The 15,666-nt window shown below is 40.6% G+C and carries 11 protein-coding genes; 4 read left to right on the top strand and 7 right to left on the bottom strand.

All coding sequences use genetic code 11. From position 1 onward, the window contains the following. Positions 1-46: 46 nt before the first annotated feature. The 3 genes from KTJ10_RS03910 to KTJ10_RS03900 are packed head-to-tail and all read right to left on the bottom strand — an operon-like array spanning position 47 to position 3,911. Positions 47-1,234 carry an OprD family porin gene (locus KTJ10_RS03910; protein ID WP_262441396.1) on the bottom strand — a complete coding sequence of 396 codons (1,188 nt, stop codon included), beginning with the start codon at positions 1,232-1,234 and terminating at the stop codon, positions 47-49. Positions 1,235-1,246: 12 nt separating this feature from the next. Continuing rightward, positions 1,247-2,200 carry a formylglycine-generating enzyme family protein gene (locus KTJ10_RS03905; RefSeq protein ID WP_262441424.1) on the bottom strand — a complete coding sequence of 318 codons (954 nt, stop codon included), beginning with the start codon at positions 2,198-2,200 and terminating at the stop codon, positions 1,247-1,249. A 25-nt stretch (positions 2,201-2,225) separates the two neighbouring features. After that, the gene (locus KTJ10_RS03900; RefSeq protein WP_262441395.1) at positions 2,226-3,911 is read right to left on the bottom strand and encodes an arylsulfatase; all 1,686 of its coding nucleotides are present in this window, start codon (positions 3,909-3,911) and stop codon (positions 2,226-2,228) included. Between the two features lie 372 nt (positions 3,912-4,283). Between KTJ10_RS03900 and KTJ10_RS03895 the strand changes: the two genes are divergently transcribed. From KTJ10_RS03895 to KTJ10_RS03885, 3 genes are all read left to right on the top strand, one after another. After that, positions 4,284-5,630 carry an MFS transporter gene (locus tag KTJ10_RS03895; protein ID WP_199112041.1) on the top strand — a complete coding sequence of 449 codons (1,347 nt, stop codon included), beginning with the start codon at positions 4,284-4,286 and terminating at the stop codon, positions 5,628-5,630. 31 nt (positions 5,631-5,661) lie between these two features. After that, positions 5,662-6,942 carry an OprD family porin gene (locus KTJ10_RS03890; protein WP_262441394.1) on the top strand — a complete coding sequence of 427 codons (1,281 nt, stop codon included), beginning with the start codon at positions 5,662-5,664 and terminating at the stop codon, positions 6,940-6,942. 251 nt (positions 6,943-7,193) lie between these two features. Next, positions 7,194-9,392, top strand: a complete 2,199-nt coding sequence (locus KTJ10_RS03885) for an OsmC domain/YcaO domain-containing protein (protein ID WP_262441393.1) — start codon at positions 7,194-7,196, stop codon at positions 9,390-9,392. 63 nt (positions 9,393-9,455) lie between these two features. Here KTJ10_RS03885 and KTJ10_RS03880 read toward each other — a convergent pair whose 3' ends face one another. From KTJ10_RS03880 to KTJ10_RS03865, 4 genes are all read right to left on the bottom strand, one after another. Then, positions 9,456-11,126, bottom strand: coding sequence for a GMC family oxidoreductase (locus KTJ10_RS03880; RefSeq protein WP_262441392.1), 1,671 nt, complete (start codon positions 11,124-11,126; stop codon positions 9,456-9,458). 27 nt (positions 11,127-11,153) lie between these two features. After that, entirely contained in the window at positions 11,154-12,047 is an 894-nt protein-coding gene (locus tag KTJ10_RS03875) for an alpha/beta hydrolase (RefSeq protein ID WP_262441391.1), read from the bottom strand. A gap of 72 nt (positions 12,048-12,119) precedes the next feature. Beyond that, complete coding sequence (locus tag KTJ10_RS03870) at positions 12,120-12,974, bottom strand: SDR family NAD(P)-dependent oxidoreductase (RefSeq protein ID WP_262441390.1); 855 nt, start codon at positions 12,972-12,974, stop codon at positions 12,120-12,122. Between the two features lie 44 nt (positions 12,975-13,018). Next, positions 13,019-14,506: a flavin-containing monooxygenase gene (locus KTJ10_RS03865; RefSeq protein WP_167563907.1), complete on the bottom strand. Its 1,488-nt coding sequence runs from the start codon at positions 14,504-14,506 to the stop codon at positions 13,019-13,021. A 135-nt stretch (positions 14,507-14,641) separates the two neighbouring features. Here KTJ10_RS03865 and KTJ10_RS03860 point away from each other — a divergent pair, with 135 nt between their 5' ends. Beyond that, the gene (locus KTJ10_RS03860) at positions 14,642-15,655 is read left to right on the top strand and encodes an AraC family transcriptional regulator (RefSeq protein WP_262441389.1); all 1,014 of its coding nucleotides are present in this window, start codon (positions 14,642-14,644) and stop codon (positions 15,653-15,655) included. Positions 15,656-15,666 lie beyond the last annotated feature (11 nt).

Here is a 15,666-nt window from a genome sequence, read left to right as displayed (position 1 = left end):
TGGATCCATAATGGCTACGGTTAAGCCATTATGGGAGTGTAGAGATTTAGAAATTAACCGTGTAGTGAAGCATCATGCGCTGTTCATCCAGACTTTTGCCATGTTTGGTGTCGTAGTTAATATTTAAGAAAAGAAACTTAAGATTTTTAATCCAAGCATTTAGATCGTACTGAATCAATACATCACTTTCTTGTTCAAAATCATTTTGATTCATTGTTTGAAATGAATCGCCATAAATATATTTGTAGGTTACTTTTAGACCCTTGATGTAGTCTTTAAAGTCATACGAGGCAACGAAATGATAAGATTTTTCATCTGTTTTGGTAAACGCGCCTAAGGTCCAGTTCACCATGTGCGGGATGGGCATATTGTCGAGTTTTGGAATACCATCTTTGCCAAAGTTTTCTTGATAGCCAATTCCAGTTGTAAAGTTTCCATGTTTAATGAAATGCATGGCACCTACAGATGTATTGTCATATTCGCCAAGCTTTGATTTGCCGACATCATCGTGGCGAAACACACGTAATTTTGTGGTGTGCTGTTTTGTCCATTGATAATCAAAAGCAAAGTAACTTTGATTGATGAGATCTGTTAAGTAACCATTGTAAAATTTCCAATGATATCTAGGTGTTTTGCCGTCCCATTGAAAGAAATAGAGCCCGTCAGATTCATGTTTTGATATGGCGAGTTTGTGGTAATCCTCCTCATTTTTTGGCGAATAACGGTTAATCAAACCCAGCTCGAAATTTTGTTGCGGTGTCTTATATTTTAATTCTAAGCCTTTATAGTTCACACGTAATTGATGTGTGTCTACTTGTGGCGTAAGTGGTGAATCGGGAGTGATTTCACCTACATTCATGCGAAAGTTTTGATATTCAACACCAGCTCCTAAGCCATATTTAACTTGGTCTTGCGCTTGTTTCTTAGTGTTAGGGTCAAAGGGTATGACCATATCATTGGTGTGTTGGTCGTTACTTAGGCGATATGCATATTGGATGCTTGGATTGAGGTGGAGCTGAACCTCATTAAGCTTGGTGGTCCAGTCACCACGATAAATCAAGCCTTGACTCAAGCTATGAGTATCGGGGCTAGTACCATTTTCATATTGTCTGTCGAAGTTGAATGTTTTTAGTGTGAGTGTATTTTGAAAATTACCATCTACTTCACTATGAGCTAAACAGCAGGCAAGGGTTGTCCCTGAGAAGAAAATCCCATAAATAAAAATATGCTTCATTTTTAAATCCGTTTAAAAGCGTTTTACTGTTCTAAATCCGACATGGCTAGTTGCAAGGTCGAGTTCCTGTGGATGCCTCGCGGCAGCGCGATAACGTGCGCAATAATTGGTTGCGCATAAATAAGATCCACCTTTAATCGTATATTGCAAAATCTGTTCGTGACTTTGCCGATATTTCGATGGATCTCCCATATGATGGTCTCGTGGTCCTGTATAGGGTGTTTGCGTCCATTCCCATACATTGCCAATCAGGTCATACAAACCAAAGGGGTTTTTACTAAAACAACCCACAGGGGCAATATCCTTAAAACCATCTTCCTGAATGTTTTTATAAGGAAATTCGCCTTGCCAGAAATTGGCTACAATATGGCCTTCGTGGGTCGGGCCAATATCGGAATTTTGCTGAAAACCTTTGGCTGCATATTCCCACTCAAGCTCAGTCGGTAAGTCATGACCTAGCCAGTTTGCATAAGCGTAGGCATCATTCCATGTCACCATACGAACAGGCTCATGAGGCGCGGGTTGTTTAGGATTGTTTAAGCCCCATGGATGTTTCCAATTGGCCCCTTTTTCAAATTTCCACCATTGTAATTCTTCAACTAGATGATCTGGTTGTACAAACATAGCTGCGCCGCCTTGCTTCTCTGCATCGGTGACATAACCCGTTTGTTTAACAAACTCTTGAAATTGAGCATTAGTGACTTCAGTCGCATCAATTAAAAAAGCGGGAACGGAAGTTGCCTGTAAATTTAAGGGGCGTTCATCTTCATAACCTTGTGTGGTGCCTAAAACAATTTTTCCTTGCGGAAGCTTGACCATGCCTGCTTCTTTATTTTTAGGCCAACCCGAAGGAAGGCCCGAATAAGAATTACATTTAGCTTTGCTGCCTAAGTCGGGCAAGGTGGTCTGTTCTAGTTGAGGCGTGGTTTTTTGGCATGCACAAAGTAAGAGGAACGATGAAAGCATCATGATCTGTTTCATCTGGTTTTCTCTACTTTTTGTTATATTGCTCAAAATCCACAACACCATTTTCGTCTGCATATCTTAAATATTTATCATTTAAGACTTTGACGATCTCAGGATGGGCTGCATAAAGATTATGTTGCTCATTAAAATCTGTTTTTAAATTGTAGAGTTCCCAACCATGGCTCTTAAATTTAGAAGGTGAGTTTTCAACAAGTTTCCATTCGTCAGTTTTAGCGTAGCGGCTGCCATGTAGTTCTTTAAAGTCATAATAATTAACAGGACGAATACGGGCAGTATTATCTTTAAACGCAGGGATCAGACTAAAACCAGATGGTTTAATTTTGGTGCTTGAAGTTGGATAAACCTGATTATTTTGAATCCCCGCTAGCTCCATCACAGTTGGGAATATGTCTCTGACTGTCGCAAAGTTATTGTTAATTCCATGTTGTTTGGAAATCTGCACAGGTGACTTAACAATAAATGGAACTCTTACTCCGCCTTCTGAAGCGGCTGACTTCCAGTACGTAAATGGTGTGCTGCTCACTTCGGCCCAGCGTGGTCCCATGTAAACATATGAGCTGGCGTTACCTATATTTTCATAGCGATTGTCGGCATCACCCATTGGGAAATTATGATCACCACCTTCAGCGCCGTTATCTGACATAAACACAATCAAAGTATTGTCATATAAATGATGCTTTTTAAGATATTGAATGACATCGCCCACACGGTCGTCTAATTGGGTAACCATGCCCGCATAAACTTCCATTTTGCGCGCTTCATATTTGCGCTCTTGTGGGGTGAGTTCATTCCAGCTTTTGGTGCCTAAAGCTTGGTTACCACGCTCGACTGGATATTCTGCATTTGCAGGAATCAATCCTAATTGCTTTTGTCTCTCAAAGCGTTGTTTACGAATTGCATCGTAGCCTTGATCGTATTTACCTTTATATAGGTCTCTATAATGAGCAGGTGCTTGTAGTGGCCAGTGTGGAGCGGTATAGGCTAGGTAGGCAAAAAATGGTTTTTGCGCTTTATTTTTGTCTAAATATTCAAAAGCTTTTTGTGTAAAAAAGTCGGTCGAGTAGTAGTTATCAGGCAGTGTGACTTTTTGACCATTTTCAGTATATTGAGTATTGCGCGGATAGTTTTTAGGCTGGTCTTTAAAATGTAAATCAAAGCCATCGAGCAGAGCAAAAGATTGATCAAAACCACGGGCTTTAGGGTTTTGTTCGGGAGCATAGCCTAAGTGCCATTTACCAACCATGAAGGTGTAATAATCTTGTGTCTTTAAAATCTCTGCGAGTGTATAAGCATTTTGCGTTAAATGACCTGAATAGCCATCAATTTTGAGGAGTGCACGCGGGCTATCTGCTCCAACCAATTTTTCTTGTCGTTTTGAAGTTTCATACATGGCACCTAAACCTACCAAGTGGTTATCTGCACCTGTCATAAGCTGTGCACGAGTAGGTGAACACATTGATGAAGCATGAAAATTAAAAAGCATTTTTCCTTGCTTTAACAGACTATCAATATGAGGGGTTTTAATTTCGCCACCATAAGCACCAATATCTGAAAATCCAAGATCATCAGCCAAAATAATCATGATATTAGGTGGTTGTTGATTTTTGGGAGGTGCTGCTTGCGCTGTGTAAAACAATTGGCTGGCAAAAAAAAGTCCCAATGTAAGCTGGCTTACTCTTTTGAGTTTCATAACAACAATCCTTTGAAGTTTTAAAAATGCATCTTGCATTCCATAAAAATGAACTGAGCTTTTTTGGCTAAAAAATGCTCTGGAATCGATCATAATAGATTTTTTAATATGGATCCATAAAAATATTCAAGCATTCTAATTTTATGTTTTTAATAATTTTATACTTATATAATTTATGTGTTTATATACTTTTTAATAATCTGTTTATAATTTTAGTTGATTTTTTGGATCCAAATATTCAGTATAGAAAAAGAGCAGGATGCTCAAAAAACAAATATTCCTCTAGGTCATTATGGATACGGATGTGCATAACCACCCAATCGCTCATATCAGCAATGTCGTGTGTATGTCTTATCCAAGGGAGATACACAAATGGAAAGAGACGTTCTAAGTGAGATCAATCAAAACAATATGAGCCGCTATCAATGGTTCGTCATTTTGATCTGTATTTGTCTCAATATTATTGATGGCTTTGACGTGATGGTAATGGCATTTACTGCTCCATCCGTGTCAGCAGAATGGTCACTTTCAGGCGCACAAATTGGCTTGTTGTTAAGTGCTGGCCTTTTTGGAATGGCTGCTGGTTCAATTTTTCTCGCGCCTTTAGCCGATAAAATCGGTCGCCGTTTACTCATCTTAGTTTGTCTTGTAATTGCAGGTCTTAGCATGCTGGGCTGTGCTTTTGTACAAAGCCACGGCATGTTAGCTGCACTTCGGTTTATTACCGGAATTGGGGTGGGGGGCATCCTTGCGAGTAGTAATGTATTGGCAAGTGAATATGCCAATGCTCGCTGGCGCAGTCTTGCTGTTAGTTTAATGTCTACTGGTTATGGAATTGGCGCGACACTTGGCGGGGTACTATCACTGGCATTGATTGAGCATTTAGGTTGGCGCTCAATCTTTTTAGCAGGTGGGGTTACTACCATTGCAATGCTGCTGATCAGCGCGTGGTTATTACCTGAATCTTTAGATTACTTACTCGCGAAACGACCAAAACAGGCACTAGAACGAATTAATGCAACTGTAAATCGTATGGGGCTAAACGAATTACCAGTTATGCCGCGTTATGAAAAAATCAGCACACAAAATGGCAGTGAGCTGGGCAAATTATTTGCTGGACAACTTGGATTTCAAACGCTTTGTTTGTGGTTTGCATTCTTTTTAGTGATGTTTGGCTTTTACTTTGTCATGAGCTGGACACCAAAAATTCTAATTTCAATGGGAATGTCACCAGAGCAAGGCGTAAGTACCGGTATTTTAATTAGTATTGGTGGGATTTTCGGGGCAGCCATTATTGGTTTATTGGCATCACGTATGAAAATCTTCTATGCCTTAAGCCTGTTTTTAGGACTAACCTCGGCATGTGTTTTCCTATTTGTCGCTGTCTCATCTCAAGTCAGCATTGCACTCATGGTAGGGTTATTACTTGGCACACTCATTAATGGCTGTGTGGCAGGTTTATATTCGATTTCTCCAACAATTTATGATGCTGAAATCCGTAGTCGCGGCGTGGGCTATGCAATTGGTTTTGGACGAATTGGGGCAATTTTATCGCCAACGGTTGCAGGTATCTTTCTGGATAAAGGTATAGCACCCGCAACGCTTTACGCCTATTACGGTGTGGTGTTTATTTTGGCTATTTTCCTGATTTTAAGTTTGGGTAGTGCTTTTTACCGAAGTAAGAAAGAGCAGAACTACTCGCTTAAAACAGCACCTTAATCCATTAAAAATTAAATAGTTGAGATAAAAAATGAAAAAGACACCAGTATGGGTGGGGGTATGCTTGTGCCCATTATTTAGTCAAGTTGTGCATGCCGAATTTCTTGCAGACAGTAAAGCTGAGCTAACACTACGTAATTTTTACTTTGACCGAGACTATAAAAAGGACCCATATCCCTATACAGCAGCCAGAGATTGGGCGCAGGGTTTAATTTTTAAAGGACAGTCTGGTTATACTGAAGGTACGGTTGGGTTTGGTGTTGATGTACTGGCAATGGCAGGTTTTAACCTGATGGAAAGTCGTGCTGATGACTATGCGCGTAGTGGCTTATTACCAGTGAATACCGATAACTCGCGTGATGATTATTATGGAAAAATAGGCATTACAGGAAAGGCTAAATTTAGGAAAAATGAACTTTTTGTGGGGGACTTAGTTCCACAATTACCGACCATTTTTTCATCGCCAGCGCGTTTGTTCCCTCAGACTTACCGTGGTATCCGTTTTGTTTCAAATGAAATTCCAAATCTTCAACTCGAAGGCTTTTATGTCGATGAAGTACGTCAACGTGATTCGATTCGTTATACCGATGTTGGAACAGACAATATCAACCATCGTTTTGACAAGGCGGCAACTACTGATTCTTTTTATACATTAGGTGGAAGCTATCAGTTAAAGGATTATCGTCTACGGGCTTACCATGCTGAACTCAAAGACATTTACCAGCAACAATTTTTAGGTTTTAACGGCAAACAACCTTTAAATGATCAACTTAATTTTTTAAGCGACGTGCGTTTTTTTAATAGTGAAGAAACTGGAAGTAAAAAAATAGGAGAGGTCGATAACCGACATATTAGTGGCTTATTTGGTTTGAACTATCAAAACCATACAGTTTCTTTGGGCTACATGCAGTCATTTGGCTCGACTGGTTTGCCGTTTTTGTCGGGAACCGAAAGTCCGGTTGTGCTTGATTTTATGAGTTCTGACTACTCAAATAAAGATGAAAAAGTCTATTCGATTCGTTATGAATATGACTTTAAAAATGCACGACTAGGGGATGTTTCGTTAAACGGTCTGCGCTTTATGACTCGCTATGCAAAAGGCGAAGACATTGATTTACTGCAATATGGTGATCAGCGTTTTAAAGAAGAGTCGATGGAATTTGATTTAGGCTATAAAATTCCTGAAGGTAAGTTAAAAGGTTTGGGAGTGCGAGCTCGTTTTTCTCACTATCGCAACGATATGCCTACCAATATGACCTTTCATTCGACAAATGAAACGCGGTTAAATGTCGATTACACTTTTAAGTTTTAACACTCAATATTTATTAAATTAAAGACAAGTTAAAACATTGTGAGCAGCAATGTTTTAACTTTAGTTATCAACTTCACAAAATCCCTCTATAATACCGCCAATCTTATTAAAGCCACTTGAGTCGTTCATTAAACACATGGCTTTAATCTCTCATTTTTTTAAGTCAATTTCTTCGCTGTGATTCGGCTTATTTTTCAATATTTAGAATTTTATGTGTCTGTGCTGACACATAAAAATATTTAGGTGCCAGCATGGAAATCAAGGTTAATTATCTCGACAATCTTCGACAGGAAGCTAAGTTCGATGACTTTACGGTAATTGCCGATCAACCAATTCGCTACAAGGGTGACGGTTCGGCACCGGGCCCATTTGACTATTTTTTAGCATCGTCAGCATTGTGTGCCGCGTACTTTGTAAAAGTGTATTGTGCCGCTCGAGATATCCCAACCGATAATATTCGTTTATCGCAAAATAATATTGTTGACCCTGAAAACCGCTATAAGCAAACATTTAAAATTCAAATTGAATTACCAGCCGATATTTCAGAGAAAGATCGCCAGGGGATTTTACGTTCGATTGACCGTTGTACTGTTAAAAAAGTGATTCAAACGGGTCCCGAATTTATTATTGAAGAAGTTGAAAGCATCGATGCAGATGCACAAGCATTGTTATTGCCAAGTCTAACTTCAGAAAGCCATACCTATATTCAAGGTAAAGACCTGCCATTAGAAGAAACCATTGCCAATATGTCATCTATTTTGGCAAATTTGGGTATGAAGATTGAAATCGCGTCTTGGCGTAATATCGTGCCAAATGTGTGGTCATTACACATTCGTGATGCACAGTCTCCGATGTGTTTTACCAATGGTAAAGGTGCGACTAAAGAAAGTGCTTTAGCGTCTGCATTAGGCGAGTTTATTGAGCGTTTAAACTGTAACTTCTTCTATAACGACCAGTTCTGGGGTGAAGATATTGCCAATGCTGAATTTGTGCATTATCCAGATGAAAAATGGTTTAAACCGGGTCCAAATGGTGAATTACCTAAAGAAATCTTAGATGAATATTGTCTTGAGATTTATAACCCAGATGATGAGTTACTTGGTACACATTTATATGACACCAACTCAGGCAATGTAGAGCGTGGTATTTGCTCGTTACCTTTTGTGCGCCAGTCTGACGGTGAAGTTGTCTATTTCCCATCAAATTTAATTGAAAACTTGTACTTAAGTAATGGTATGAGCGCAGGTAACACTTTGGCAGAAGCCCAAGTTCAATGCTTGTCAGAAATTTTTGAACGTGCTGTTAAACGTGAAATTTTAGAAGGTGAAATTGCACTTCCAGATGTTCCAGAAGACGTATTAGCAAAATACCCAAGTATTGTTGCTGGTATTAAAGGTCTAGAAGAGCAAGGCTTCCCTGTATTAGTGAAAGATGCATCGTTAGGTGGTCAGTTCCCTGTAATGTGTGTGACTTTAATGAACCCGCGTACGGGTGGGGTGTTTGCGTCTTTCGGTGCGCATCCAAGTTTTGAAGTTGCATTGGAGCGTAGTCTGACCGAATTACTTCAAGGTCGTAGTTTTGAAGGCTTAAATGATTTACCTCAACCGACTTTCCAAAGTAATGCGGTTACTGAGCCAAACAACTTTGTTGAGCACTTTATTGACTCAAGCGGTTTGGTATCTTGGCGCTTCTTTAGTTCTAAATCTGACTATGACTTTGTTGAATGGGATTTTTCTGGCGAAGGCGAAGAGTCGAATGCAGAAGAAGCTGCAACACTGTTTGGTATTCTCGAAGAGATGGGCAAAGAGGTATATATGGCAGTCTATGAGCACTTAGGTGCGACTGCTTGCCGTATTTTAGTACCGGATTACTCAGAAATTTATCTCGTTGAAGATTTGATTTGGGACAACACCAATAAGGCACTTTTATTCCGTGAAGATATTCTAAATCTACATCGTTTAGATGATGAGCAGCTTGAGGCATTGGTTGAGCGCTTAGAGGAATGCGAGTTAGACGATTACACTGAAATCACCACACTCATTGGTATCGAATTTGATGACAATACAGTTTGGGGTCAACTCACTATCTTAGAATTGAAATTGCTAATTTATGTTGCTTTACAACAATTTGAAGAAGCAAAAGAGCTCGTTGAAACTTACTTGCAATACAACACCAACACCGTTGAGCGTGGCTTGTTCTATCAGTGCATGAATGTGGTGCTTGAAGTAATGTTAGATGAAGAACTAGAGCTTGAAGACTACCTGACTAATTTCCGTCGTATGTTTGGTGATACACGAATGGACGCGGTATTAGGTTCTGTCGATGGTAGCGTTCGTTTCTATGGTTTAACACCAACAAGCATGAAACTAGAAGGACTTGATCGCCATTTACGTCTGATCGAGAGCTATAAAAAGTTGCATGCAGCTCGTGCTAAAGCCGTAGCGGTGTAATTTAAAAAGCGAAAGAAAAAAGCCTATTTTTTAATAGGCTTTTTTTATAAAACAACTCGCAGTTTAAGCAGAAGCTTTGGTGATCTCTATGGTTTCTGCCTCTACTCTATGATCTTGTTGCTCACCCAAAGTATGTTTAGCCGGAATATAAGACATTGCGCGTTCTGCAAGAGCTGTAATGGTGAGACTTGGGTTAACCCCTAAATTTGCACCTAACATTGAACCATCTACAACATATAAGTTTTTATAGTTAAAGACACGGTTTTGTCCATCTACTACGCCACGCTCTGGACTTGAAGCAATTGCGCAACCACCCATACAGTGGGCTGTAAAAGGTACGTTAAACAAAATTTCGGTAATAGTCGTCATGGGGTGGCCATTAAACATTTTGGCAACTTTTTCGGTAAATGCATTGGCCTGCGGAATATACACAGGTAGCTTTTTACCTTCGCTCGATAACACCTTGCCAAAAGGCCAGAACCAATTACGTTTCAAGCGCATATTAATTGAGGCATCAGCTGTTTGCATCACCAAGAAAATTAAAGTCTGACGTGCAAAACTGACCGGATTACTCATGCGAAGGAAAATAAATGGATGGCAAATAAGTGCCCATAACCAAAAGAAGATACGCGTCCAACCCGGTTTACCTTTCGCCATATAAGTACACATAAGACCCATGGCATCTGAACCAGTTTGGTAACGTGTTGCTTCAATGTGGGTGTCATGGTCAATGTAAATACTTGAACCAATGGCCACACCTTTACTCATGTCGACATCTTTACCAAAAAAACGAACACCTAAAATTGACTCGGCATTGGTACGTACCCGATTACCCAAATCATCAGAAATATTTGGCAGAGAACCTGATTGTTTTAAACGGAACAACATTTCTTGGGTTCCCAAAGAAGATGCTGAGAAAATCACATTACGAACACGCCATGTACGGCGTTGTTTGTTAAACCATGAGCTTGAACATTCAGTCGTAACTTCATAGCCATCGCTGCCATCGGCTTTACCATTAAGTGGTTTAACATCAACAACTTTGGTTTCTTCGTAAACCTTGGCACCATTTTTTTCGGCAAAATACAAATAGTTTTTATCTAATGTATTTTTTGCGTTGTGCTTGCAACCTGTCATACAGCCGCCACATGCGGTACAGGTTCCGCGGTCTGGACCTACGCCGTTAAAATACGGGTCTGGGTAGGTTTTACCACCTTGTTCACCTTCGGGTGGAAAGAAAGTTGCAACGCGCGTCGGCTTAAACGTATGCCCAACACCAACTGCATCGCCCATTTTTTTGAGCATGTGGTCGGCAGGACCGAAAATTTTATTATCAGTCACACCAAGCATACGTTCGGCTTCAGCATAGTGCTGTGGCATTTCATTTTTCCAGTCCGCTGCATCTGCCCACGTGCCTTCATCCCAAATATGTTCAGGTGGAACAAGTAGGGTATTGGCGTAGGTGATTGAACCGCCACCTACAGCATTACCGCAAATAATGGTGACATGGCGAAAAAAACGCATGTTGAAATAACCAAAAAGTTTCATGCCCGGGCGCCAAATCCAGCGACGGGTATTCCAGTTATTTTTAGCAAAATCTTTAGCTTCCCAGCGTCGCCCCATTTCCATTACAGCAACTGAGTAGCCCTTTTCGGTTAGACGGCAGGCAGAAACACTACCACCAAAGCCTGAACCAATAATGAGGTAATCATAGTCATAATTGTTTGTTGTCATGCCGAGGACTCCTCTCTGGCGATATTTTTATATTGACTGTGTATGTTTATCAATGAATTGCCCAATGCGCTCAATCGAGTCATTAGATTCATTTAGTATACCCGCGTGGAACTGAAAAACATGTCCGACTCGGTCATAAATCTTCAAGTTCGTCGGAATACCATACTTTTCGGTTTGTTCAGCAAGGCGTTTTGCATCGTCTAATAAAACTTCTTCGGTACCGACATGAATTAGAATATGAGGTAATCCAGTTAAGTCGGCATAGAGTGGGGAACAGGTTGGATCGGTTGCCGATTTTTGGCCGCAATAGTTTTTTGCACACCAAGCTAACCAGTCCTCTGACAACATCGCATCTTGAGCAGCATGAGTTTTTATTGTGCTTCCAGAGAGGCTTAAGTCAACCCACGGTGAAAGTAAAGCTAATGCCGCTGGTAAAGGTAACCCCGCATTTCGTATTGCAATTGCAGTACTTAAACTCAGTCCGCCGCCAGCAGAGTCACCAGCGATCACGAGTTTTTTCGGGTCTTGTCCTTGAGCAAGTAAAGCTTTATAAACTGCAATTACCTCTTCAATAGCAGCAGGGCTTGTGTGCTCTGGGGCTAGGCGATATTCAGGTAACCAGACTTGTGCTTGAGCTGCATGTCCGATTTGAGCAGCAAGCTTAGTGTGACTTTTTGAGCTACCCACCACATAGCCTCCGCCATGTAAATACAAAATGCCGCGTCCTGATTGAGTCGTTTTGGGCTGAATATGGACTGTCGGTACTTGCGCAATGGTTTGCTTTTTTGTTTTATAGCCACGTGGCCCAAGCACAATTGCACTGGCTGCATTACTACAAAAACGTTGTAGCTTTAGTGGTGTTTTAGGGGATAAAGCTGGACGTAGTGTGGTACGAATAGTCAATGCAAGAAGCTGCTTCATAATAAGGACTCATACTAAGCATTTAATATCAGTCAGCATCTCTTAAAATGAAGAGTATGCTGACCACTGTTTTTATTTTGCTGATTTGTTGAGTAGGCGAGTTTGCCAAGCAGTGGCAGTTGCAAAAATCTTTTGGTAGCCTTGTGGCAGAATACGTTGAATCACATCAACGGCTTTCGCATCGGCTCCAATAAGTAAACGGCGGCGGTCCTTACGAACAGCTTCTAAAATTTGTTGAGCTGCATCATCAGCAGGGGTGCGAAGTAATTTATCGAAAGCATCCTGACTTTTTAGAGGATCCATTCCTAAAGACTGGACGCTATTATTCATGCGGGCAGCTTTGGCAATATTGGTACGAATACCACCCGGATGCACACAGGTCGCACTCACTCCAGCATTTTGTAGATCGAGTTCTTGGCGTAGGGATTCAGTGAAGCCACGAACGGCAAATTTACTAGCGTTATAAGCACTTTGAGTTGGTTGAGCTGTTAAGCCAAACATACTGGAAATATTAATAATATGCCCGTCACCACTTTGCTTTAAGTAAGGTAAAAACTCTTTGGTGCCATAAACTACACCCCAAAAATTAATACCAATGAGCCATTCAAGATCTTCGTAGCTCACCCCTTCAGCCGTACTACCTATTGCAACACCAGCATTATTAAAAATCAGGTTAACTTGACCATGCTCATCTACAACAGCTTTGGCCCAAGTTGCAACTTCATCACGCTTAGCTACATCGACTTTCTGAGTAGTGACTTTGACAGAATAGGGTGCTATCAGATCGACTGTTTTAGCTAATCCAGCTTCACTAATGTCAGAAAGTGCCAGATGGCAACCTTGTTTGGCTAATGCAATGGCAAGTGCTTGTCCAATACCAGAACCCGCACCTGTCACAGCTGCGACTTTATTTTTAAAAGACTTCATAAAATTCTCCGTTTATTTTTCTCATTTCCTATGGTGAAGCTTGTTTAAGAAATAGCCGAAACCTGAGTGTAGTTTTCAACATCGAAGCGACGAGTACGTTGACGATATTCAAGAGTAAAACCTGGCCAATTATTGGTATTTTTACCCTCAGCAGTTTGATACCAACTGGTACAACCTTGAGCCCAGACAGTTTTTTTCATTTTTTCTTGAATGCTTTGATTAAACTCATGTTGAACTTCTGCACGAACATTGGTGAACAGAAGTTTGTTTTGTAGGGTTGTTTGAATGGCATCTAAAATATAATTCACTTGGCTTTCAATCATATATACAATTGAGTTGTGCCCAAGATTGGTGTTTGGACCATAGAGCATAAAAAAGTTTGGAAAACCACTTACAGTTAAACCGAGATAAGCTTCTGCACCATCTTTCCATGTGTCTTTTAAGGTGCGACCATCAAGACCTGTAATTTGCATTGGCGCCATAAATTCTGTTGCGGCAAAGCCTGTACCATAAATAATGGTATCGACTTCACGCAGATTTCCTTCCGTATCTAAAATTCCATTTTCAGTAATTTCTTGAATGCCCGTATTAATCACATCGACATGAGGCTGAGTCAGTGTTTCATACCAATGGTTAGAAATTAAAATACGTTTGCAACCAATTGGATAATCCGGCATTAAGCGGTGGCGCAGCTTCCCATCTTTAACGACTTTACGGATGTGACGCTGAAATAAATATTCCACCAAAGGCATTTCATTTAAAGAAGTTGTAAAAGCAAGTAGGCGAATTTCATGATGTCCATATTGCAAAGCACGGTCTAGACTTTGCAAAATCGGTAGTTTGCGGAAAGCTTTTTTCTCTAAAGGCTGGTAAACCCGATCTGGTTTAGGAATCACGTAAGGTGCGGAGCGTTGATAAACATCGAGATGAGCAACCTGTTTAGCAATTTCAGGGACGAACTGAATTGCACTTGCACCTGTACCAATCACTGCAACACGTTTGCCAGTTAAATCATAATCATGGTCCCAACGTGCTGAGTGAAATGCCTTACCCTTAAAGTTTTCAATACCTTTAAGTTTTGGATAAGCAGGACGGTTGAGTTGGCCTACCGCACCGACTAGAAACTCAGCTTCAAACTGTTCACCAGTCGTACTTTGAATGTGCCATACACCTTGCAGTGCATCAAATTCAGCACTGGCAATTTCAGTATTAAATTGAACATGCGGACGAATATCATATTTATCCGCACAGTGGCGTAAATATTGATAAATCTCTTGAGATGTCCCATAGCGATTTTTCCAGCCTAGCTCTTGCTCAAAAGAAAAAGAATACAGATGAGAAGGCACATCACATGCAGCACCTGGATACGTATTGTCACGCCAGACACCACCAACATCGCTAGCTTTTTCAAAGAGCGTAAATTGTTCAAAACCTGCTTGTTTGAGACGAATGGCAAGTCCTAGACCACCAAAACCTGTGCCAATAATGGCGATGCGTACATTTTTATTTGAATTAGATGACGAGTTAAACATGGGCTGCTCTAAATCCTTAAAAACAGTGAGCGAAAAAATCGCAATTTCCTGTATGCAGAATAGACGTTTATTAACTTGATTTAGAGGATGGATGAGGACAAAATATTGTGATTCGAGGACATTCTGAGCAATACAGTGAAGTATGCATGGGCATTTGAACGCAGTGTACATAGTGTTCGGTTAATGGCTGATTTCGCGATGGAATCAGGCATCTCTTATCAGACAATTTTGCAAGGGACTGGGCTTAGCCAACAACAATTACTTGACCCTAATATGGTGGTGACAGGCCATCAGGAATTACAGTTGATTCATAACTTGGTTGAGCAACTAGGAGACAGACCAACATTAGGCTTAGAGGTCGGCACACGCTATCATTTCACCACATTTGGGCCATTAGGTATGGCTCTGATGAGTAGCGCTAGCATTCGCGAAGCATTAGATTTGGCCTTGACCTATTTTACCTTAACCTTTGCTTTTACCCGCTTTGATGTGTCGGATACACCACAAGGAATCCGTATTGAAATTGATGAGCAAGATATTCCATCTTCAGTACGTCAATTCATTATTGAACGCGATGCCGCTGCGCTCATTACGGTACAGCGAGATTTGGTGCAGGACAATTTTTGCCAATATTTGGCTTTTTCTTTCCAACCCAAAGGTGATGCCGAGCCTTATCGGAATTTATTTGGGGTCATGCCAGAATTTGGCGCAGCTAAAAATTTTGTAATTCTGGATCCGCAAAAAGTAGACCAAAAGTTGCTTATGGCGAATGAGTTGGTTTTGCACACTGCAGAAGAACAATGCCGTCAAATATTAGAAAAGCGCCAATCACAAAATAAATTTACAACCTTAGTGCAACAGCAGCTGATGAGTATGCGCGGGGAAATGCCATCTATGGATATAGTGGCTGAACGTTTGCATTTAAATGTTCGTACTTTACGCCGTCATTTGGCATTAGAGGGAATGACTTTTATTCAAATTCGTGAAGAGGTTAGGCAGGTTTTAGCTGAGCAATATTTGGCATTATCAAAAGTTTCGGTTGAGCAGATTGCCGAGTGGTTAGGTTATGCAGAACCTGCCAGTTTTATTCATGCTTATAAAAGATGGCATGGGAAAACACCTCATGCCATGCGGCTTAACAACCAATAATCAAATTATCT

It is taken from the genome of Acinetobacter sp. WU_MDCI_Abxc222, from assembly GCF_025514755.1.
Lineage (GTDB): Bacteria > Pseudomonadota > Gammaproteobacteria > Pseudomonadales > Moraxellaceae > Acinetobacter > Acinetobacter geminorum.
The sequence above is the reverse complement of the archived record's forward strand: the minus strand, read 5'-3'. Positions and strand labels throughout refer to the sequence as shown.

Excerpts from the sequence above, each read along its gene's own strand:
- KTJ10_RS03875 (WP_262441391.1), bottom strand. The coding sequence starts at position 12,047 with ATGAAGCAGCTTCTTGCATTGACTATTCGTACCACACTACGTCCAGCT.
- KTJ10_RS03865 (WP_167563907.1), bottom strand. The coding sequence starts at position 14,506 with ATGTTTAACTCGTCATCTAATTCAAATAAAAATGTACGCATCGCCATT.
- KTJ10_RS03880 (WP_262441392.1), bottom strand. The coding sequence starts at position 11,126 with ATGACAACAAACAATTATGACTATGATTACCTCATTATTGGTTCAGGC.
- KTJ10_RS03885 (WP_262441393.1), top strand. The coding sequence starts at position 7,194 with ATGGAAATCAAGGTTAATTATCTCGACAATCTTCGACAGGAAGCTAAG.
- KTJ10_RS03900 (WP_262441395.1), bottom strand. The coding sequence starts at position 3,911 with ATGAAACTCAAAAGAGTAAGCCAGCTTACATTGGGACTTTTTTTTGCC.
- KTJ10_RS03895 (WP_199112041.1), top strand. The coding sequence starts at position 4,284 with ATGGAAAGAGACGTTCTAAGTGAGATCAATCAAAACAATATGAGCCGC.
- KTJ10_RS03870 (WP_262441390.1), bottom strand. The coding sequence starts at position 12,974 with ATGAAGTCTTTTAAAAATAAAGTCGCAGCTGTGACAGGTGCGGGTTCT.
- KTJ10_RS03905 (WP_262441424.1), bottom strand. The coding sequence starts at position 2,200 with ATGCTTTCATCGTTCCTCTTACTTTGTGCATGCCAAAAAACCACGCCT.
- KTJ10_RS03910 (WP_262441396.1), bottom strand. The coding sequence starts at position 1,234 with ATGAAGCATATTTTTATTTATGGGATTTTCTTCTCAGGGACAACCCTT.
- KTJ10_RS03890 (WP_262441394.1), top strand. The coding sequence starts at position 5,662 with ATGAAAAAGACACCAGTATGGGTGGGGGTATGCTTGTGCCCATTATTT.